This window comes from Spectribacter acetivorans, from assembly GCF_031846305.1.
GTDB lineage: Bacteria > Pseudomonadota > Gammaproteobacteria > Nevskiales > Salinisphaeraceae > Spectribacter > Spectribacter acetivorans.
In genome coordinates this window covers 13,496-32,369 of record NZ_JAVRHY010000014.1, presented here as the reverse complement: position 1 = coordinate 32,369, position 18,874 = coordinate 13,496, and the positions used below count along the sequence as shown (strand labels likewise).

Genomic DNA, 18,874 nt, shown 5'->3' with positions numbered 1-18,874 from the left:
GATCAGGTCTCCGGTTGGGTATGCAGGAACTGGGCGGCGCGGTTCCAGTCGCCGTCCAGCATTCGTTCGAGCCCGGCGTAGGCCCGCTCCAGCCCGTCCAGCAGCGCATCCGTCTCGTCGGCCGGCGGCACGCCCAGCACGTGGCCGAGTACGGCTTCGCGGTGGCCGGGATGGCCGATGCCGATACGCAGGCGGGCGTAGTCAGGGCCGATCACCCGGTGAATATCACGCAGACCGTTGTGGCCGCCATGCCCGCCGCCGCGCTTGATGCGGATGGCGCCGGGCGGCAGGTCCAGATCATCGTGGACCACCAGCAGCTGTTCCGGCGTGAACTTGTGGAACGCGGCGAACGGCTGCACCGACTCGCCGCTGCGGTTCATGAACGTCGCCGGCTTGAGCATCCAGAGCGGCTCGCCGCCGACCGTCACCTGGGCCACCCAGCCCTTGAACCTGGACTGCTCGCGGAACGACGTCTGGTAGGTCATGGCCATGGCGTCGGCCAGCCAGAAACCCACGTTGTGGCGCTGCCGCTCGTGCTTGGCGCCCGGATTCCCGAGCGCCACCAGGGCACGCACCTCGGCCGTCACGACGACAATCGGGCCGCCGGCTTAGCCCTTGTCTTCGTCGTCGCCGGAAGCCTCGGCCTCGCCCTCGTCGGAGTCGCTGTCGTCGCCGCCATCCTCGTCCTCGGCAGCGGCTTCTTCCGCGGCTGCCTCGGCCTCGGCGGCTTCTTCCTCTTCCAGCTCCAGCGCGGCGCGCGGCAGCTGGATGGTGACCACGGTGCGATCGGTCTCGTGCATCAGGTCGACCAGCTCAACACCTTCCGGCAGTTTGAGGTCGGACAGATGCAGGGCGTCGTTGACTGCCAGCGCGGAGCAATCCACCTCGATGTACTCGGGCAGATTGCGCGGCAGACACTCGACTTCCACGTCGTTCATGCTGTGGGTGGCGATGCCGCCCTCTTCCTTGATGCCGGGGCAGTCGTCCTCGCCGATGAAGTGCAGCGGCACGTTCATGCGCAGGGCTTCGCCCGCGACCACACGCAGCAGATCCACGTGCTGGATGAACGGACGCGCGGGATGGCGCTGCAGATCACGCAGTACCACTTCTTCCGGCTTGCCGCCGGGCACGTTGATCTTGATCACGTGCGAGTAGAACGCCTCGTTGTCCAGGTGATGGCTCAGATCGTCATGATCGAATGACAGCATCACCGGCTCGCCGGCACCACCGTAGATGATGGCGGGCACCTTGCCCTGGCGCCGCAGGCGGCGGTTTTCGGCCCGGCCCTGGGCCGTGCGGGTTTCGGCGTTGAGCTCAAAGGGTTTCATGGCAGCGTCGGCTCCGGGTCGTCCTGGGCGCGGGCAAAAGGCCCGTCAGCCTCATTTATGAACGGATTGAAACGGGAAATGTCGCGGTGGACGGTCGGACCGCCCCGCAAAAGGCCGAGCATTATAGCGGCTATCGCAAAGAAATGTGAGGGGTCAACCCGCGATTTATCCGCACCTAGTCCACGTACAGCGTGCTGACCGATTCCTCGTTGCTGACGCGGCGGATGGTTTCGGCCAGCAGGGCCGCGATCGGCAGCTGGCGAATGCGATCGCAGGCCACCGCCTCTTCCGACAACGGAATGGTGTCGGTGACCACCAGTTCGTCCAGCACCGACTCGGAAATATTGCTCACCGCCCGCCCCGACAGCACCGGGTGGGTGATATAGGCGTGGACACTTTCCGCGCCGGCGTCCTTGAGGGCCCCGGCGGCCTGGCACAGCGTGCCCGCGGTATCGACCAGGTCATCCACGATGATGCACTGCTTGCCGGCCACGTCGCCGATGATGTTCATCACCTTGGATTCGTTGGCCCGCGGGCGCCGCTTGTCGATGATCGCCAGGTCGGCATCATCCAGCCGCTTGGCCAGGGCCCGGGCCCGCACCACGCCGCCGACGTCCGGCGATACCACGATCAGCTTGTCGTTCTTGCGCCGCCACAGGTCGCCCAGCAGGATCGGCGAGGCATAGATGTTGTCCACCGGCATGTCGAAAAAGCCCTGGATCTGGTCGGCGTGCAGATCCACGGTGAGCACGCGGTCGGTACCCACCGAACCGAGCATGCTCGCCACCACCTTGGCCGAGATCGGCACCCGCGCCGAACGCGGCCGCCGATCCTGCCGCGCGTAGCCGTAATAGGGCACCACCGCCGTGATGCGGCCCGCCGACGCCCGGTGCAGGGCGTCGATGAGCATCAGCAGCTCCATCAGGTTGTCGTTGGTGGGCTGGCAGGTCGGCTGGACCACGAACACGTCGCGACCGCGGACATTTTCCTCGATCTCGACCATCACTTCGCCGTCCGAGAACTTGCCGACCGAGGCCTTGCCCACCGGCACCTTCAGATACCCGGCCACATCCCGCGCCAGCACCGGATTCGCGTTGCCGGTAAAGACCATCAACCTGGAGTCCGCCATTCTGTTACCTGTCATTGGTTGAGGGGTCTTTGTGGTTGGGTGGTGGTTTGTTTGGTTGGGGCGGCAGGATTCGAACCTGCGCATCACGGGATCAAAACCCGTTGCCTTACCGCTTGGCTACGCCCCAGAAATCGCGTTGTCGAATTGTACCCGGTCGATCTCATCCAGCCGGCGGCAGGATTATTCCGGCCATCCTGGCGCTCACCCTTCGGGCCAGTGCCGCTTACACGGCACTGTTAGAAATTGCGTCCCTGCAATTTCTTATGCTCGGGACTTTCCTGTCCCTCGCCCTGCGGGCCAGCGGCGCCGGGCGCCGCTGTCAACAAGCGCGTCCGTGCGCTTGTTTATCGAACCTGCGCATCACGGGATCGGTTGTCTATTGAAGACGTCGTTGCCTTACCGCTTTGCTACGTCCCAGAAATCGCTGTGTCGAATTGTACCCGGTCGACCTCGTCGGTACGGCATGTTGTGCCGGAGGTCCGGGGCCGGAATGGCGCGAATTCTATGATTCTCCCGACGCCGATTCAATTTCGGCGCCGCTCAGATCGAACCATCGGTCCACCACCAGCTGAATGGTGTGTTCGTCGTCGGTGAGGGTGATGCGCTTGGGCAGGGCCAGCCCGTCATGGGCCTCATACGCCGGGAAATCCAGCCGCCAGCCGGCCTGTTCCATGCCGATCAGCAGGCCGTTGTCGTCAACCGTCAGCTTGGCGGGCTTGCCCGGCTCCGGCAGGCCCAGGGCCCAGTAGCGCAGGCCGGTCAGCGGAAAACGCCAGCCCAGGATTTCCTCCACCAACGCTTCCGGCATTTCAGTGTTAAAGGTTTCTTCCCGGGTGCGAATGCGCACGCGCTCCAGGGTGCCGTCGGCGCGAAATCCCCCGGCACCCAGCGGTCCTGCCAGACGGATGCGGAATTCCTCCGCGCGCTGGCGCCAGCTGAGATTGCCGGTCCAGCCCAGCAGCTTGCCGGTGGCCGCGCGCCCCTGCAGGGACCAGCCGTCCAGCTCGGCCAGCCGCTCCTGCCGGGTTTCCCACGCGGCCGGATCGGCCACGCCGGGATCGCGCTGGGCGGGGGTGCCGATGATGGCGCAGCCCTGCAGACCGACAAGCGCCATCATCACCAGCCAGCGGGCATGGCCGCGGCCAATCATGGCGTCAGCCGTTCGATGGTCTCGTTGAGCACGGGGTGATTCGGGGCCTCGGACAGGGCTTCCTGCCACACCTCGCGCGCCCGGTCCCGCTTGCCAAGCTGCCAGAGGACTTCGCCCAGGTGGGCGGCGACTTCCGGATCGGGGAATCGCTCATGGGCGCGCTCGAGGTAGTCCCGGGCCTTCTCCAGATTGCCGAGGCGATACTGCACCCAGCCCATGCTGTCGATGATGGCGGCGTCATCGGGCTCGGCCTCCAGCGCCCGCTCGATGTAGCCCAGGGCCTCCTGGTGCCGATCGGTGTGATTGGTGAGCAGATAACCCAGTGCATTCAGGGCCCGCGGATCATCCGGTTCCTCGGCCAGCGACTGTCGCAGATCCGCGGCGGCTTCATCGATGCGTCCGAGGCGCTCGAGCGCCAGCGAGCGTCCGTACAGCAGATCGGTGTCACCCGGATGCTGCGTCAGCGCCCGGTCATACATCGCCAGGGCGTCGTCGAAGCGTCGGGCCTCGTACAGCAGTTCGCCTTCGGCCAGGAACAGGCGCTCGGCGAGATCGGGATTGTCGCGGCGCAGCGTGCGCAATTCGGTCCGTGCCGCCGCGAGATCACCCGTCAGATAACGCATCCGGGCCGCGCGCAGCTTGGCGTCGAACGCATGGCTGCCGCCGGCCACCCGCTGGTACCAGCGCCGGGCCTCGGTGTAGTCGTCCTGTGATTCGGCGGCACTGGCGCGATAGTAGGCGGCGTCATCAGCCCGGTTGCCAGCTTCGTAGAGCTGTTCGAATGCCTGTTCGGCGCGCTGCCACTGTTCCAGCGTCAGGGCCAGCACGCCCAGGCCGAAGCGGGCATCCACGTCATCGGGATCGATCTCCAGGGCCCACTCGAAGGCATCCGCGGCCGCTGCGTTCTGGTCGCTGTCCACCAGCATGCGGGCGAATGCGATGCGGTATTCGGCGCGCTCCCCGCTGGTGCCGTCCAGGCGGTCGATTTGCGCGCGCGCGGCATCCACGTCACCCTGGCGCACCAGCACGCCGGCATGGAGCATCACCGCCTCGCTCCAGTCGGGCCGCAGGGCAAGCGCCCGCGTGGCGCTTTGCCGGGCCGCTTCGAGCCGCTCGTAGCGCAGGGCCAGCAGGGCCCTGGCGTAATGGGCCTCGGCCAGATCGTCATGCTCGGCGACCTGCTCCTCCATCGTCGACAGGGCCAGATCGGCCTGCGACGGCTCGCCGCTGAGCACCTCCACCAGGCCGCGCAGCGCCACGTCCGGCTGCTCGGCATCGGCGGCCATCAGACGTTGCACGTAGCGATCGAGCCGTGCCGCGTCGCCCTGTGTCAGGGCCAGCCGGGCGGCCGTCTTGTAGGCGTTATCGTCATCGGGTGAGCGTTGCGCCCAGGCCTGGGCGGCCCGGTACGCCAGTTCCGGCGCATCGGCGAATACGGCGATGCGGGTGGCGCGCTCGGCCAGCGCCGGATCGTCGGAATAGCGCAGTGCCTCGACATAATTCTCGGCCGCCGCCCGGCGCTCGCCGCGCTGCACCGCCCATTCGCCGGCCAGCACGTGGTACTGCAGTTCCACGCTTGCATCGGGCGCCTTCGCGGCATCGGCATCCACGCTGGGATGACTCCCCGGGGGCGCCTGCATGGCACAGGCGGCAAGCCCCGCGGCCAGACCGGCCGCGAGCAGACTGAAAAGATTGCGCAAGAGATTCGGCCGTCGCGAGTTCGACGCCCGACTATAACGCGATTGTCGAAAATCCGGCCACAACCGCATCGGTGGCTGCCGGTGGCACGATAGAATAGCGGGATGACGCTGATCACGGTCGGACTCAATCACAACACCGCGCCGCTGGCGGTGCGGGAGACCCTGGCGTTCCCGATCGACCAGTGCGGGCCCGCCCTGTCGCGCCTGGCCGAACTGCCGGGCGTGGCCGAGGGGGCGATCGTGTCCACCTGCAACCGTACCGAGTTATACGCCGCCGGCAAGACGCCCGATGACCAGCGCCTGCGCCACTGGCTGTGTGATCAGCGGGGGCTGGATGCCGCCGGCCTGGCGCCGCATTTCTATGTCTACCGCGACCGCGACAGCATCCGCCACGCCCTGCGGGTGGCCGCGGGACTGGATTCCATGATTCTGGGCGAGCCGCAGATTCTGGGGCAGATGAAGGAAGCCTTCCGCCAGGCCCAGGCCGCCACCACCGCCGGGCCGCTGCTCACCCGGCTGTTCGAGCACAGCTTTGCGGTGGCCAAGAGCGTGCGCAGCGAAACCGATATCGGCGCCAATCCGGTGTCGGTCGCCTATGCCGGGGTCAGCCTGGCCCGGCAGATATTCGCCGAGTTCAACGAGACCACCGCCATGCTGATCGGCGCCGGAGATACCATCGAACTGACCGCGCGCCATCTGGCCGACGCCGGCGTGCAGCGCATGATCTTCGCCAACCGCAGCCTCGACCGCGCCCAGGCCCTGGCCGAGCGTTTCACCGGCTACGCCATTCCGCTGAGCGACGTGGCCGCGCATCTGGCAGAAGCGGACATGGTGGTGACCTCCACCGCGGCCCCGAACCACGTGGTGTCACTGGCGAACGTGCGCGACTCCGTCCGCAAGCGCCGGCGGCAGCCGATCTTCATGCTGGATCTGGCCGTGCCCCGCGACATCGATCCCGCCGCCGGCAGCCTCGAGGACGTGTACCTGTATTCGGTGGACGACCTGCAGGGCGTGATCCGCGACAACCTGCGGTCCCGCCACAGCGCCGCGCTGGTGGCGGACGGCATGATCGACGAACGCATCGACGAGTTCGTGGCCTGGATGGATTCCCGCCGCGCCGTCGACACCATCAGCCAGTTGCGCCACCGCGCCGAACAACAGCGCGAGGCCGTGCTGGCGAGAGCCCGCCGCATGCTGGCCCAGGACCAGAGCCCGGACGAGGTCATGCAGTACCTGGCCAACACGCTCACCAACAAGCTGATGCACGAACCCACGGCCGCCCTGCGCCGGGCGCGGGGTCAGGAACAGCAACAGCTTCTGGAACAGGCACGCCGCCTGTTCGATCTGCCCGACGAGGAATGATGAAAGCCTCCCTGCAAGCCAAGCTCGAGGAACTGGCCGAACGCCACGAGGACATCGCCCATTCGCTGGCCGATCCGGCGGTGATCGGGGATCAGAACCGTTTCCGGCGGCTGTCGCAGGAGTACGCCCAGCTCGGGGAGCTGGCCGAGGACTACCGGGCCTGGCGCGAGCTGCGGGATGAAATCACCGGGCTGGAGGACATGGCCGAGTCGGACGAGGCCGACATGCGCGACATGGCCTACGACGAACTTGAAGGCTGCCGGGAACGCCTGGCAACACTGGAAGCCGCCCTGCAGCGGCATCTGGTGCCATGCGATCCGCATGATGACGCCAACATCTACCTGGAGGTTCGCGCCGGCACCGGCGGGGACGAGGCCGCGCTGTTCGCCGGCGATCTGTTCCGCATGTACGTGCAGTACGCCGAATCGCGCAACTGGCAGATGGAGATTCTGTCCGACTCGCCCGGCGAGCACGGCGGCTACAAGGAAATCATCAGCCGGGTGATCGGCAACGGCGCCTATTCGCGGCTGAAGTTCGAGTCCGGCGCCCATCGCGTGCAGCGGGTGCCGGAAACCGAATCCCAGGGCCGTATCCACACCTCGGCCTGCACGGTGGCGGTGCTGCCGGAGCTGGACGAAGTCGAGGCCGTGGACATCAACCCGTCCGACTTGCGGGTGGATACCTTCCGCGCCGCCGGTGCCGGCGGCCAGCACGTCAACAAGACCGACTCCGCCGTGCGCATGACCCATCTACCCACCGGCATCGTGGTGGAATGCCAGCAGGAGCGCTCCCAGCACAAGAACCGCGCCCGCGCCCTGGCGCTGCTCCAGACCAAGCTCCAGACCGCGGAGCAGGACCGCCAGAATGCCGCCCAGGCGGCCAGCCGCAAGCAGATGGTCGGCAGCGGTGACCGCTCGGAACGCATCCGCACCTATAACTTCCCACAGGGCCGGATCACCGACCACCGCATCAATCTCACGCTCTACAAGCTGGAACAGGCCATGAGCGGCCAGATCGACGAAATCCTCGACGCCCTGGCCAGCGAGTACCAGGCCGAGCAGCTTGCGGCCATGGGTGCCGCCTGACGGCGGCCGCCGGTCCGTGATGCCGACTGTCCTCGATCAGACCGACGCCGCGGATCGCATCCGCCAGGTGCTGACCCGCGCCACCGCCCGGCTGCATCGCGTCAGCGATACCCCGGAGCTGGACGCCGGCCTGCTGCTGGCACATGTGCTGGACAAGCCCCGCAGCTTCCTGTTTGCCCACGGCGGCAATGCGGTCGCGCCCGCCAAACGCGCCGCCTTCGAGGCGCTGGTGGAACGGCGCCGAGCCGGCGAGCCGGTGGCCTACCTCGTCGGCACCTGGGGTTTCTGGTCGCTGGACCTGGCGGTGGATGCCCGCGTGCTGGTGCCCCGCCCCGATACGGAAACACTGGTGGAAACGGCCCTGTCACTGTTGCCGACGGATCAACCGGCGACGGTGGCCGATCTGGGCACCGGCAGTGGCGCCATCGCCCTGGCCATCGCGCGGGAACGACCGAACTGCCGGGTGCTGGCGACGGACGCCAGTCGCGATGCCCTGGCCGTGGCGACCCACAATGCCGAGCGGCTGGCGCTGGATAATATCGACTTCGCCGAGGGCGACTGGTTTGCGGCCCTGGGCGACACGCGGTTCGACATGATCGTGTCCAACCCGCCCTATGTGGCCGAGGACGACCCGCATCTGACCGCGCTCACCCACGAGCCGCGCGCGGCGCTGGTGGCCGACGACAACGGCTGCAGCTGCCTGCGCCGGCTGGCCGAAGGCGCGGCGGCGTATCTCGTGCCCGGCGGCTGGCTGGTGCTCGAGCACGGGCCGGATCAGGGATTCTTCGCGCGCCATGTTCTCGGCCGCTGCGGCTTTCGCGACGTGCGCACCGACCAGGACCTGGGCGACCGGCCGCGGGTCACGCTGGGCATGACCCGACAGGTGCGGTAGCTACAGACGCTCGACCACCGCGTCGGTAAAGCTTTCGGTGGTGCCCTCGCCGCCGAGATCGGGCGTGACCCGGTCGTGCTCGCCAATCACCGCGCGGATGGCGGTGCGGATGCGCTGGGCGCGTTCGCTGTCGCCAACGTGATCCAGCATCAGCGCTGCCGCCAGGATCACCGAGGTGGGGTTGGCGATGTTCCGCCCGGCGATGTCCGGGGCGCTGCCGTGGACCGCCTCGAACATGGCGCAGCGATCACCGATGTTGGCGCCCGGCGCCACACCGAGGCCGCCCACCAGCCCGGCGCACAGGTCCGACAGGATGTCGCCGAACAGGTTGGTGGTGACGATCACGTCGAAATCTTCCGGGTTCATCACCAGGCGCATGGCGCAGGCGTCGACGATGCGCTCGTCGTGCTCCAGGTCCGGATATTCGCGCGCGATGTCACGCCCCACCTCCAGGAACAGCCCGGAGGTTGACTTCATGATGTTGGCCTTGTGCGCCAGCGTGACCTTGCGCCGGCCGCGCTCGCGGGCCAGGTCGAAGGCGAACCGCAGAATGCGTTCGGACTCGTCCCGGGTGATTACCGACAGGGCTTCGGCGCGGCTGCCGTCCTCGCTCACCGTCTGGCCTTCGCCGGAATACATGCCCTCGGTGTTCTCGCGCACGGTGATGATGTCGAGATTCTCGTAGCGGCTGACCACGCCGGGCAGCGACACCACCGGCCGGACGTTGGCATAGAGATCGAAGCGCTTGCGCAGCGCCACGTTGACCGAGGTGTAGCCCTTGCCCGAGGGCGTGGTCACCGGCCCCTTCAGCGCCAGGCCGGTTTCGGTGATGGAATCCAGCGTGGCGGCCGGAATCAGTTCGTCGCCAGCTTCAAGCGCGGCGGGGCCGACGTCGTGAAAGCGATAGTCCAGCCCGGCTTCCACCCGGTCCAGCACCCGCAGCGTGGCATCGACGATGTCCGGCCCGATGCCGTCGCCGCGGATCACCGTGACCGGCCGGCCGTCGGTGCTGTGGCTCGTTGTCATGACTGTCCGTGCTCTTGAATGCGTTTACCGGCATCGTATCATTGCGGCATCGCAGCATCCGCAACGATCCCGCGAGGTCAAACGCATGAGCAACACCGCCCCGCACTCCCGTTTCGACACCCTGGCCAGCGACGTCGAGTACCGCGTTCACCAGCGTTTCGAGTGGTCGCACATCGTCGTGCTCGGCCTCGGCAATCTGCTGTTCCTGGTGGGCTCGTGGCTGTTCTTCTATCCGCCCCGGGAAGACCTGGCGATCTGGCTGTTCGTGATCGGCAGCGGATTTCACCTGTTCGGTAGTATCCTGCGCGTTCTCAACAAACAGTACGTGCATCGCTTCAAGAAACAGGCGATCCACTGGTAACCCCATGCTCCGAACGTTGTCTGTCTTCCGGCTGCTGCCGGCCCTGCTTGTCCTGATCGCCGGGATCGCCTCGGCCGCGGACGAGCCGGTCGATCTGGTCGTGGTATTCAAGGGCGAACGCACGCTCTATCTCTACCGCGACGGCATGCCGATCCACAGCTACCCGGTGGCGCTGGGTGGCGAGCCGGAGGGCCACAAGCGGCAGGAAGGCGACGAACGCACCCCCGAGGGCGCCTATCTGATCGACTGGCGCAACCCGGAAAGCCTGTTCTACAAGTCGCTGCACATCTCGTATCCGGACAGCGGGGACATGCGCGAGGCCCTGCGTCACGACCGCGACCCCGGCGGCAACATCATGATCCACGGCCAGCCCAGCTACGACGACGAACCGCGTTCCGGCGACTGGACCGACGGCTGCATCGCCGTCTCCAACGAGGCCATGGACCGGATCTGGTCGCTGGTGCCCGATGACACCCGCATCCACATCTACCCCTGACCCACCCGTCCGGCGGGTGCCGCAGGGCGGGCGAGGCGGTATCCTTGCGCGCCGTTTTCCCCGGACCCGTTGCCGACATGACCTCGGACGAACTCCTGATGCCGCGCCCGCTGGCCACGAAACTCCTGTTCGAGGCCCAGAAGGTGCCCGATGCCGAGGTCTGCGGTCTGGTCGGTGGCGTCGACGGGCATCCGGTCAGCGTCAACCCCGTCCCCAACGTGTCGGACGACCCGAGCCGGCGCTTCGTGATGGACAGCCAGGCGCAGATCGACGCCATGCGAAACATCCGGGAGCGCGGCGAATCGCTGCTGGCCGTCTATCACTCGCATCCGGCCACGCCCCCCGAGCCGTCCGCCCGCGACCTGGATGAACTGGGCTACCCGGACGCCCTGCTGCTGATCATCTCGCTCAACATCAAGGGGGTGCTGGAGATGCGCGGCTGGCGGGCCGAAGCCGGCGGTGTCCGCGAGGTCGTGCTCAAGGTGATGGACTGACCGTCGGTCGGATGAATCCGACCCTACGCCGGCCTGTCCCCGGCGGCAGCCCGGAAAGCCAGATAAGCCTCCAGCACCGCCTCGGGCTGCTCGATCTGCGGGTAATGGCCGCAGTCCAGCGCCACCACGTCGGCAGCGGCAATCAGCTCGCGGTAGCGCGTGACCATGTGGCGGCCCGACACCGGATCCTGCAACCCGTTGATCAACCGCATGGGCACATCCGCCGACTGCAACGCGCCCACCCAGCGGGCCCGGTGTTCGCGCCGTTCCGGCATGTAGCGGATCAGACGATGGGCTATGCGGGTACCGTGGTTGTGGCGCACCAGGGCCCACAGGGCCGCCAGCGTCGCTGGTGAGGGCGGCGTCTGCTCGCCGAAGATCGCCCGCATGTTGTGGGCGAATGCCCGCTCGCTCATCAGCCGGGCGATCAGCCACCCGGCGCGGCCGAGCAGCAGCGTCTGCACCACCCGCGGGTGATGGGTCTCGGGAAAAAGCCCGCCGTTGAGCAGCCCCACGCTGGCGATGCGGGTCGCCTGCCCCGCCGCGCGACGGTCGACATCCCTGGCCAGCAGTTCCTGGGCCACCGTATCGCCGTAGTCATGCGCCAGCACGTGCACGCGGCCGACCCCGAGTGAATCCAGCAGGCCCTCGTGCAGGTCGGCCTGCTCGGCAATCCGGTACTCATGGCGCCGGGGCTTGGCGGAAAACCCGAAGCCCAGCATGTCCGGTGCGATGCAACGGTAATGCTCGGTCAGTGCCGGCCACAGGGCGTGCCAGTCCCAGGAGGCCGTGGGAAAGCCGTGAATCAGCAGCAGCGGCTCGCCGCCGCCTTCATCCAGATAGAAAATCGGGTGCCGCCCGTGCCGATAGGTCTGTCCGCGGGCGTGCCAAGTGTCCAGATCGATGCTCATTGCCCGAGGGTGGCGGCATCGACCACGACCTGCAAGCACTCGGGGCCCGGCCCGGTTAGAATCCACGCATCCACTCCCACACAAGCGATTGCCGCGCATGCGCCTGTCCCGTTTTTCGCTGCATACCACCAAGGAAACCCCGGCGGACGCCGAGATCGTCAGCCATCAGCTGATGCTGCGCGCCGGCATGATCCGCCGGCTGGCCGCCGGGCTCTACACCTGGACGCCGCTGGGCCTGCGGGTGCTGCGCCGGGTGGAAGCCATCGTGCGCGAGGAAATGGACGCCGCCGGGGCGCTGGAACTGCTGATGCCGGCGGTACAGCCGGCTGAACTGTGGCAGGAATCCGGCCGCTGGGATGCCATGGGCCCGCTGATGCTGCGCATGTTCGACCGCCACGAGCGCGAGTACTGCTTCGGCCCGACGCACGAGGAAGTCATCACCGACCTGGTGCGGCGGGATGTGCGCAGCTATCGCCAGCTGCCGGTCAACCTGTATCAGATCCAGACCAAGTTCCGCGACGAAATCCGTCCACGTTTCGGGGTGATGCGGGCGCGCGAGTTCCTGATGAAGGATGCCTACTCCTTCCACATGGACGCGGACGATCTCCAGCGCGAGTACGACAACATGCGCGCTGCCTACTGCCGCATCTTCGATCGGCTGGGCCTGGAATACCGGGTGGTGGCCGCCGACCCGGGTGATATCGGCGGCTCCAAGAGCGAGGAATTCCACGTCCTGGCCAGCAGCGGCGAGGATGAACTGGCGGTCTCCGACAGCGGCCCCTTCGCCGCCAACGTGGAGGCCGCCGCCCTGCCGGCGCCCGGCGCCGAACGGCCGGCACCGCAGGCCGAGCGATCCACGGTGGACACACCCGGCATCAACACCATCGACGGTCTGTGCCAGGCGCTGTCCGTCCCCGCCGATCGGACCATGAAATCGGTGGTGGTCGATGGCGCCGACGGCGATCCGGTACTCCTGCTGCTGCGCGGCGACCATCAGCTCAACCCGATCAAGGCCGAGCGGCTCGACGCCGTGGCCGCGCCGCTGACCTTTGCCGACGAAGCCGTCATCCGCCGTCACTTCGGTGCCGGCCCGGGGTCACTGGGCCCGGTGGGCGTAAAGGTACGGATCATCGCCGATCACGGCGTGGCCGCGCTGGCCGATTTCGTCACCGGGGCGAACGAGGACGGCAAGCACTTCAACGGCGTCAACTGGGGCCGGGATCTACCCGAACCCGAGTTCGCCGACCTGCGCAATGCCATGGCCGGCGACCCGTCGCCGGACGGCCAGGGCACGCTGACCCTGGTACGCGGCATCGAGGTGGGTCATATCTTCCAGCTGGGCCGCAAGTACAGCGAGTCGATGCAACTCACCGTACTCGACGAGGACGGCCGCGATATCACGCCGGAGATGGGCTGCTACGGCATCGGCGTCTCCCGCATCGTCGGCGGTGCCATCGAGCAGTGCCACGACGACAACGGCATCATCTGGCCCGACGCCATTGCCCCGTTCACGCTGCTGATCTGTCCGATCAAGGCGGACAAGTCGCAGCGGGTGCGCGAGGCCGCCGAGGCGCTTTACGACGCCTGCCGCCACGCCGGCGTGAATGTCGCCCTGGACGATCGTGGCCTGCGCCCTGGCCCGATGTTCGCCGATGCCGACCTGATCGGCGTGCCGCACCGCATCGTGGTCGGTGAACGGGGCCTGGATGCCGGCGCGCTGGAATACAAGGCCCGGTCGGCCGATAACGCTACCGAGATCACCCACGACATCGACGCCGTGCTCGACGCTATCGGCCACGCCCGCTCTTGACCCGACGACTGCTGCTCTTGCTGGCGCTGGGTGCCGCCCTGCCCGCCGCCGCCCAGCCGGACGGCGAGGTCGTCGACCCGGCGCTGCGGAAGGCCCTGATCGAGGCGGTCAGCAGCGCCGACAGCTTCGACAACCGCTTTGACGCCGAGGTGTGGCTGCTGGACATGTCCACCCGGCTGGCACCGATCCTGCCGAACGCCGACAAGCGTCTGCCGATGCTTCGCGCGGTGCACCGAGAGGCCCACCGCGCCGACCTGCAACCCGAACTGGTGCTGGCCCTGATCCAGGTGGAAAGCCGCTTCCAGCGCTTCGCCATCTCCTCGGCGGGCGCCCGCGGCCTGATGCAGATCATGCCCTTCTGGGTAGACGAAATCGGCCGTCCCGACGACAACCTGTTCGACGTCGACACCAACCTGCGCTACGGCTGCACCATCCTGCGTTATTACCTCGACATGGCGGACGGCAACCTCACCGAGGCCCTGGCTCGCTACAACGGCAGTTACGGGCAGTACTGGTATCCGGCGCGGGTGCATACGGCGTTGTCGAAGCGGTGGTATCGGCGTTGAGGGGCTGGCGCATCGCTCCAATTGAGGGAGAATTTTCAAGAATTTCGCCCTGAAGGGCGAGTCTCTTTTCTTTGCGTCGCCAAAGAAAACAGACGAAAAGAAAGGCGACCCGGACCGCTTGCCCCTCGGTCAGCGAAGGCTGACCGAGGGATTCCCGCCCGACCACCGGGGCATGAATCGGGCCGTGCCGACAGGACGTCGTGTCCTGAACGGCACTAAACGGGCCATCCGTGGCCCGTTTACCCGATGCCCCGGCGATCGGGCGGCAAGCGCTAACGGGAGGGAAGAGGCGACCGCATCCGGCTGTGGCACCTTTTTCATTCCCGTCGGGACGAGCTGAGCACTGCAGGGCGGCGAGATTCCCGGCCCGAAGGGGCACGCCCAGGACGGGCGCGCGGTTTTCGCCGGCACACCGAGGTGCCGTCGAAACACCCCCTCGCCGACCGAAACGCACAGGGTATCCTGCCTCGAACCCTGTTCGAGGCAGGACTCGCCCGCCGGAAGCGCTTCTTTGGTGACTTTCTTGTCGCACAAGAAAGACACCCGGCCCGCGTCAGCGGGGCGGAATTCTTCAGTCGAATACGTCGGGCACAGCCGGCCATGACCCGAACCGGGGCTCGATCCCGATCGGTTACCCTTAGCCGCCCAGCTCGATACAAACACGCCGTGTACCGCCTCTACCACAACCCCCGCTGCTCCAAATCCCGCACCGCACTGCGCCTGCTCGAGGACACCGGCACGCCATTCACCGTGGTTCGATATCTCGACGATCCACCTTCGGAATCCGTGCTCCGCGGGCTGCTGGCCAGGCTGGATGTGCCCGCTGCCGAGGTACTCCGCCACAACGAACCGGCGTTTCGTGCCCTGGGGCTGGACCAGCTCGCGGCAATCGATACCGATACCGCGATCCGGGCTCTGCTCGAGGAGCCGTCGCTGCTGCAGCGGCCCATTCTCGAGACCGACGACCGCGCGGTGATCGGCCGGCCGCCCGAACAGATCCGGACCCTGCTGTCATGCCCGACATCCTGATCCTCTACTACAGCCGGGACGGCGCCACCGCCGCCCTGGCCGACGAAATCGCCCGCGGCGTAAGCAGCGTGGCGGAGATGCAGCCCCGTGTGCGCACGGTGCCGCCGGTATCCGCCGACTGCGAGGCGGTCAGCGACAGTCTGCCGGACAGTGGACCGCCCTACGCCGAGCATTCAGATCTGGCCGAATGCGCCGGGCTTCTGCTGGGCTCGCCCACCCGCTTCGGCAACATGGCGGCCCCACTGAAATACTTTCTCGACACCACTGCGGGGCCATGGCTGTCCGGCGACCTCGCCGGCAAGCCGGCCGGCGTATTCACCTCGACGGCCAGCCTGCACGGCGGGCAGGAAACCACGTTGCTGTCGATGATGCTGCCGCTACTGCACCACGGCATGCTGCTGGTGGGCCTGCCCTACAGCGAAAGCGCGCTCAACGAGACCACCAACGGCGGCACCCCGTACGGCGCCAGCCATGTCAGCGGCGGATCGCCCCGGCCGCTGACCGACCACGAACGCCGCCTGGCCCGCGCGCTGGGCAAACGGGTGGCGGACACGGCCCGCCGGCTGAACCAGCCATGCAACTGAGTCGGCTCGCTCGTACGGCAACGCTGGTCGCCATGGCCGGGCTGATCGGCGGCCTGGTGCTGTGGCTGGGGCCGTTCTACGGACCCCTGACCTGCCTGCCGCTGCTGCCCGCCCTGCCCGGCCTCTGGCGCGGGCGCCGCTACACCTACGGCTGGACCAGCCTGCTGTCGCTGGCGTATCTCACGGTGTTGCTGACCGAGTTCACCGCCCGCGGCGCCAGCGGCTGGATTACCGCTCCGGCGCTGCTGGCTACGGTGATCGTGTTCACCGGCTGCCTGTGTTTCGTGCGCTGGCAGGCACGCGAGCAGCCGCCGGCGGCCTAACCCGCTACTCGACGCGTTCGGGCCGGTGCCCGGCGGCCTCCAGCTGTTCGATCAGGCCGCGCTCGCCCACCAGGTGCAGCGTGCCGACCAGCACCATCGCGTCGTCGCTGCCGGCCAGCAGCGCCTCGATGTGCGCCATCCAGTCATCGTTGCGGGAAAACAGTAGCCGTTCGTAAAGGGCCGGCGTGTCGTCGATCTGTTCCTCGACATAAGCCGCCAGGCCGGCGGCGTCGCCCTCGCGCCAGAAGTCGAATACCACGGCCGGGGCATCGCTCAACGCCGCGACGTTTTCCACTGTCGCCGCGAGGTAATCCCGGGCCATGTCCGCCGGCATCTCGGTAAGCACCGCCAGGTGCCGGTCCAGGGTTTCCAGCGGCAGGATTGCCTTGTCATCCTCCACCGCCCGCTCGTGGAAATGGGTATCCAGGCCCAGGTCCTGGCGGAAGTCTTCGGCCATGAACGCCTGCACCTCGATCATCCCCGCGATGAACCAGGGACGGAAGCTGCGCATGGCGCTGATCGACTGGCCCATGTCGCCCAGCAGATTGGCCACCCGGGCATACAGCGCGTCGTCCAGATGATCGTCCAGCCCGGTCCCGTCCGGATAGCGGGCCGCCTGGAACAGCCGGGTCTGGGCCGCCGACGACTGCAGCTCGCCGATATCCGTCTCGAAAGCTACGATGGCCGCGTTCTCGTAGGCGCGCTGAAACGCCTCGGGCAGCGGATAGGCCGAGGGCGGTAGCAGATGCACCGAGCCGGCCAGATAGACCGTGTTGTCGGCATCGCTGACCTGCCAGACCATGCCGCGGGCCGAGGCGGCGCCGCTGGCCAGGGCGAGCAGTGCCGCGAGAAACACTTGCTTGCGTTTCACGACAGACAGACCTGCTTGACGAAGGGAATGGTCAGGCGCCGCTGGGCGGCCAGCGAGGCCCGGTCCAGCCGCGCGAGCAGCGGCATCAGCCGACGCAGATCCCGGCTGGTATGAGTCAACAGATAGCGAGCCACCTCGTCGGGCAGCGTCAGGCCGCGGCTGGCCGCGCGTGCCACCAGCACCCATCGCTTGTCGTCATCCGCGGGTTCCTGCAACGCATAGACAGCGCCCCAGCCCAGACGGGAACGCAGGTCCGCCAGCAGGTCGGTCAGCTGCGCCGGTGCGGCCGGCCCGGCCGCCAGCACGCTAGCCCCGGCGGCCCGCCAGCCGTCCAGTGCCCCGACCAGCGCCTCTTCCCAGGCGCGGTTGCCGGCCACGGCATCCACCTCGTCCAGACACACCAGGTCCAGCCCGGTCAGGCCGTCGAGAATGGCCGGCGGTTGCTCGCACCAGTCGGCCAGCGGCAGAAAAGTGGCCCGGCGCCCGGCCTCACCGGCGGCGCGGCAGGCTGCCTGCAGCAGATGGGTCTTGCCGGGACCACCGCAGAAGTAGCCGCGCTGGTCCGGACCGATCGCGGCCTGGCGGGCGGCGGCCAGCGCCGCGGCGTTGGGTCCGGGGGCGAAGCCGGCCAGGGTGGCGGTATCCGGCAACTGCACCCCCAGCGGCAACTGGGCGGATAGTAGAGGCGTGGCGGGCTCAGCTTTCATCCTGATACAACCGGCTCTCGCGCCAGACCCGCCCGGCGTAACGCACCAGCACCGCGATTGCGGCGGCCGCCGGCAGGGCAATCAGCACGCCGACAAAACCGAACAACTGCCCCCCGGCCAGCACCGCGAAAATCACGGTAACCGGATGCAGGCCAATGCGGTCGCCCACCAGCAGCGGCTGCAGCACCGCGCCTTCCAGCGTCTGCCCCACGGCGAACACCAGGCCCACCCACAGCAGCGGCAGCAGGTCGCCACCGGTCTGCACCAGCATGGCCACCGATGACGCCGCCAGCCCCACGATCACCCCCAGGTAGGGCACGAAGCTGACCAACCCGGCGGCGATGCCGATGAGGAACGCCAGGTCCAGCCCCGCCAGCCACAGGCCCACCGCGTAGGTCAGCCCGAGGAAGGCCATCACCAGCAGCTGGCCGCGGATGAACTGGCCCAGCACCTCGTCGGTCTCGCGGGCCAGTTCCGTGGCCGTGCCGAGCATGCGGCGCGGCAGCAGATCGCGAATCCAGGCCACCATGTGGTCCCAGTCGCGCAGTAGGTAGAAGGTGATCACCGGCACCAGCACCAGATTGGCTACCAGCGCGATCAGCGCGGTCCCCGAGGAGAAGGCCTGCTGCCAGATCACGTTGGCCACGCCGCCGGCCTTGCCCCAGTGTTCGGCCACCAGGTTGCGCAGGGCCTCCATGCTCAGGCCCTCGCTTTCCGGCAGGAAGGTCTGCATCAGTGGCTCGATGCGTTCCTGCAGCCACTGCAGGTAGCGCGGCATGTTCTCGATCAGGGTGCGCAGCTGATGTTCGAGCACCGGAAACAGCAGCAGCACGAGCATCAGCCCCACGATGGTCAGGGTGCCGAACACCACCAGGACCGAGGCCGTGCGCGACAGCCGGTAGGTCTGCAGCCGGTCGACCAGCGGGTCGCCCAGATAGGCGAGCCCGGCGGCGAACACGAACGGCGTGAGAATTGGCCCGAGCAGCCAGATGAACAGGATGACCGCCAGCAGCGGCAGCAGCCAGAGGGCGTAGCGGGACGCGATCATGA

21 protein-coding genes and 1 tRNA gene are annotated in these 18,874 nt (G+C 67.7%); 11 read left to right on the top strand and 11 right to left on the bottom strand.

Annotation, left to right across the window (positions count from 1 at the left end):
- Nucleotides 1–2 precede the first annotated feature (2 nt).
- From pth to RM531_RS13090, 6 genes are all read right to left on the bottom strand, one after another.
- A complete protein-coding gene (gene pth, locus RM531_RS13115) occupies nt 3–587 on the bottom strand; it encodes an aminoacyl-tRNA hydrolase (RefSeq protein WP_311659836.1) in 585 nt (194 codons plus the stop codon).
- A 21-nt stretch (nt 588–608) separates the two neighbouring features.
- A complete protein-coding gene (locus tag RM531_RS13110) occupies nt 609–1,328 on the bottom strand; it encodes a 50S ribosomal protein L25/general stress protein Ctc (protein WP_311659834.1) in 720 nt (239 codons plus the stop codon).
- 175 nt (nt 1,329–1,503) lie between these two features.
- The gene (locus RM531_RS13105; RefSeq protein ID WP_311659832.1) at nt 1,504–2,457 is read right to left on the bottom strand and encodes a ribose-phosphate diphosphokinase; all 954 of its coding nucleotides are present in this window, start codon (nt 2,455–2,457) and stop codon (nt 1,504–1,506) included.
- A gap of 52 nt (nt 2,458–2,509) precedes the next feature.
- Nucleotides 2,510–2,584, bottom strand: a tRNA-Gln gene (locus RM531_RS13100).
- A gap of 375 nt (nt 2,585–2,959) precedes the next feature.
- Complete coding sequence (gene lolB, locus RM531_RS13095; protein ID WP_311659831.1) at nt 2,960–3,607, bottom strand: lipoprotein insertase outer membrane protein LolB; 648 nt, start codon at nt 3,605–3,607, stop codon at nt 2,960–2,962.
- The gene (locus RM531_RS13090) at nt 3,604–5,307 is read right to left on the bottom strand and encodes a tetratricopeptide repeat protein (RefSeq protein ID WP_311659829.1); all 1,704 of its coding nucleotides are present in this window, start codon (nt 5,305–5,307) and stop codon (nt 3,604–3,606) included. Before RM531_RS13090 ends, lolB begins: the two co-directional genes overlap by 4 nt.
- A gap of 102 nt (nt 5,308–5,409) precedes the next feature.
- Between RM531_RS13090 and hemA the strand changes: the two genes are divergently transcribed.
- Genes hemA through prmC form a run of 3 tightly spaced genes read left to right on the top strand, consistent with a single transcriptional unit; the run spans nt 5,410 to nt 8,646 of the window.
- A complete protein-coding gene (hemA, locus tag RM531_RS13085; RefSeq protein ID WP_311659827.1) occupies nt 5,410–6,669 on the top strand; it encodes a glutamyl-tRNA reductase in 1,260 nt (419 codons plus the stop codon).
- On the top strand, nt 6,669–7,754 hold the full coding sequence (prfA, locus tag RM531_RS13080) for a peptide chain release factor 1 (protein WP_311659826.1): 1,086 nt from the start codon (nt 6,669–6,671) through the stop codon (nt 7,752–7,754). The genes hemA and prfA overlap by 1 nt, the downstream gene beginning before the upstream one ends.
- Nucleotides 7,755–7,773: 19 nt before the next feature.
- Nucleotides 7,774–8,646: a peptide chain release factor N(5)-glutamine methyltransferase gene (gene prmC / locus RM531_RS13075; protein ID WP_311659825.1), complete on the top strand. Its 873-nt coding sequence runs from the start codon at nt 7,774–7,776 to the stop codon at nt 8,644–8,646.
- Here the strand turns inward: prmC and RM531_RS13070 are convergent, their stop codons facing one another.
- Nucleotides 8,647–9,672, bottom strand: a complete 1,026-nt coding sequence (locus RM531_RS13070) for an isocitrate dehydrogenase (protein WP_311659823.1) — start codon at nt 9,670–9,672, stop codon at nt 8,647–8,649. It abuts the gene before it with no gap.
- 85 nt (nt 9,673–9,757) lie between these two features.
- On the opposite strand from RM531_RS13070, the gene RM531_RS13065 reads away from it, so the two are divergent.
- From RM531_RS13065 to RM531_RS13055, 3 genes are all read left to right on the top strand, one after another.
- Nucleotides 9,758–10,033, top strand: coding sequence for a YrhK family protein (locus RM531_RS13065; protein ID WP_311659821.1), 276 nt, complete (start codon nt 9,758–9,760; stop codon nt 10,031–10,033).
- Nucleotides 10,034–10,037: 4 nt separating this feature from the next.
- Nucleotides 10,038–10,529 (top strand): L,D-transpeptidase family protein, encoded by a 492-nt coding sequence (locus RM531_RS13060; RefSeq protein WP_311659818.1) that lies wholly within the window; start codon nt 10,038–10,040, stop codon nt 10,527–10,529.
- A 77-nt stretch (nt 10,530–10,606) separates the two neighbouring features.
- Complete coding sequence (locus RM531_RS13055) at nt 10,607–11,023, top strand: M67 family metallopeptidase (protein WP_311659816.1); 417 nt, start codon at nt 10,607–10,609, stop codon at nt 11,021–11,023.
- Nucleotides 11,024–11,046: 23 nt separating this feature from the next.
- On the opposite strand, the gene RM531_RS13050 is transcribed toward RM531_RS13055, so the two are convergent.
- Nucleotides 11,047–11,934 carry an alpha/beta fold hydrolase gene (locus RM531_RS13050; RefSeq protein ID WP_311659814.1) on the bottom strand — a complete coding sequence of 296 codons (888 nt, stop codon included), beginning with the start codon at nt 11,932–11,934 and terminating at the stop codon, nt 11,047–11,049.
- A 97-nt stretch (nt 11,935–12,031) separates the two neighbouring features.
- On the opposite strand from RM531_RS13050, the gene RM531_RS13045 reads away from it, so the two are divergent.
- From RM531_RS13045 to RM531_RS13025, 5 genes are all read left to right on the top strand, one after another.
- Nucleotides 12,032–13,744 carry a proline--tRNA ligase gene (locus tag RM531_RS13045; RefSeq protein ID WP_311659813.1) on the top strand — a complete coding sequence of 571 codons (1,713 nt, stop codon included), beginning with the start codon at nt 12,032–12,034 and terminating at the stop codon, nt 13,742–13,744.
- Nucleotides 13,741–14,310, top strand: a complete 570-nt coding sequence (locus tag RM531_RS13040; protein WP_311659812.1) for a transglycosylase SLT domain-containing protein — start codon at nt 13,741–13,743, stop codon at nt 14,308–14,310. The genes RM531_RS13045 and RM531_RS13040 overlap by 4 nt, the downstream gene beginning before the upstream one ends.
- 666 nt (nt 14,311–14,976) lie before the next feature.
- Nucleotides 14,977–15,339, top strand: coding sequence for an arsenate reductase (glutaredoxin) (arsC, locus tag RM531_RS13035; protein WP_311659811.1), 363 nt, complete (start codon nt 14,977–14,979; stop codon nt 15,337–15,339).
- Entirely contained in the window at nt 15,324–15,923 is a 600-nt protein-coding gene (gene wrbA / locus RM531_RS13030) for an NAD(P)H:quinone oxidoreductase (protein ID WP_311659810.1), read from the top strand. The genes arsC and wrbA overlap by 16 nt, the downstream gene beginning before the upstream one ends.
- Nucleotides 15,914–16,246, top strand: a complete 333-nt coding sequence (locus RM531_RS13025; protein WP_311659809.1) for a DUF2069 domain-containing protein — start codon at nt 15,914–15,916, stop codon at nt 16,244–16,246. Before wrbA ends, RM531_RS13025 begins: the two co-directional genes overlap by 10 nt.
- Nucleotides 16,247–16,250: 4 nt before the next feature.
- Here the strand turns inward: RM531_RS13025 and RM531_RS13020 are convergent, their stop codons facing one another.
- Genes RM531_RS13020 through RM531_RS13010 form a run of 3 tightly spaced genes read right to left on the bottom strand, consistent with a single transcriptional unit; the run spans nt 16,251 to nt 18,872 of the window.
- Entirely contained in the window at nt 16,251–17,117 is an 867-nt protein-coding gene (locus RM531_RS13020) for a TraB/GumN family protein (RefSeq protein WP_311659808.1), read from the bottom strand.
- On the bottom strand, nt 17,114–17,824 hold the full coding sequence (gene hda / locus RM531_RS13015) for a DnaA regulatory inactivator Hda (protein WP_311659807.1): 711 nt from the start codon (nt 17,822–17,824) through the stop codon (nt 17,114–17,116). The genes RM531_RS13020 and hda overlap by 4 nt, the downstream gene beginning before the upstream one ends.
- Nucleotides 17,814–18,872: an AI-2E family transporter gene (locus RM531_RS13010; protein WP_311659806.1), complete on the bottom strand. Its 1,059-nt coding sequence runs from the start codon at nt 18,870–18,872 to the stop codon at nt 17,814–17,816. The genes hda and RM531_RS13010 overlap by 11 nt, the downstream gene beginning before the upstream one ends.
- Nucleotides 18,873–18,874: the final 2 nt, after the last annotated feature.

What these genes read in the sequence shown, in the direction of transcription:
- RM531_RS13110 (WP_311659834.1), bottom strand. Translation starts at nt 1,328, where the DNA reads ATGAAACCCTTTGAGCTCAACGCCGAAACCCGCACGGCCCAGGGCCGG.
- RM531_RS13105 (WP_311659832.1), bottom strand. Translation starts at nt 2,457, where the DNA reads ATGGCGGACTCCAGGTTGATGGTCTTTACCGGCAACGCGAATCCGGTG.
- lolB (WP_311659831.1), bottom strand. Translation starts at nt 3,607, where the DNA reads ATGATTGGCCGCGGCCATGCCCGCTGGCTGGTGATGATGGCGCTTGTC.
- hemA (WP_311659827.1), top strand. Translation starts at nt 5,410, where the DNA reads ATGACGCTGATCACGGTCGGACTCAATCACAACACCGCGCCGCTGGCG.
- prfA (WP_311659826.1), top strand. Translation starts at nt 6,669, where the DNA reads ATGAAAGCCTCCCTGCAAGCCAAGCTCGAGGAACTGGCCGAACGCCAC.
- prmC (WP_311659825.1), top strand. Translation starts at nt 7,774, where the DNA reads ATGCCGACTGTCCTCGATCAGACCGACGCCGCGGATCGCATCCGCCAG.
- RM531_RS13070 (WP_311659823.1), bottom strand. Translation starts at nt 9,672, where the DNA reads ATGACAACGAGCCACAGCACCGACGGCCGGCCGGTCACGGTGATCCGC.
- RM531_RS13065 (WP_311659821.1), top strand. Translation starts at nt 9,758, where the DNA reads ATGAGCAACACCGCCCCGCACTCCCGTTTCGACACCCTGGCCAGCGAC.
- RM531_RS13060 (WP_311659818.1), top strand. Translation starts at nt 10,038, where the DNA reads ATGCTCCGAACGTTGTCTGTCTTCCGGCTGCTGCCGGCCCTGCTTGTC.
- RM531_RS13055 (WP_311659816.1), top strand. Translation starts at nt 10,607, where the DNA reads ATGACCTCGGACGAACTCCTGATGCCGCGCCCGCTGGCCACGAAACTC.
- RM531_RS13050 (WP_311659814.1), bottom strand. Translation starts at nt 11,934, where the DNA reads ATGAGCATCGATCTGGACACTTGGCACGCCCGCGGACAGACCTATCGG.
- RM531_RS13045 (WP_311659813.1), top strand. Translation starts at nt 12,032, where the DNA reads ATGCGCCTGTCCCGTTTTTCGCTGCATACCACCAAGGAAACCCCGGCG.
- wrbA (WP_311659810.1), top strand. Translation starts at nt 15,324, where the DNA reads ATGCCCGACATCCTGATCCTCTACTACAGCCGGGACGGCGCCACCGCC.
- RM531_RS13025 (WP_311659809.1), top strand. Translation starts at nt 15,914, where the DNA reads ATGCAACTGAGTCGGCTCGCTCGTACGGCAACGCTGGTCGCCATGGCC.
- hda (WP_311659807.1), bottom strand. Translation starts at nt 17,824, where the DNA reads ATGAAAGCTGAGCCCGCCACGCCTCTACTATCCGCCCAGTTGCCGCTG.
- RM531_RS13010 (WP_311659806.1), bottom strand. Translation starts at nt 18,872, where the DNA reads ATGATCGCGTCCCGCTACGCCCTCTGGCTGCTGCCGCTGCTGGCGGTC.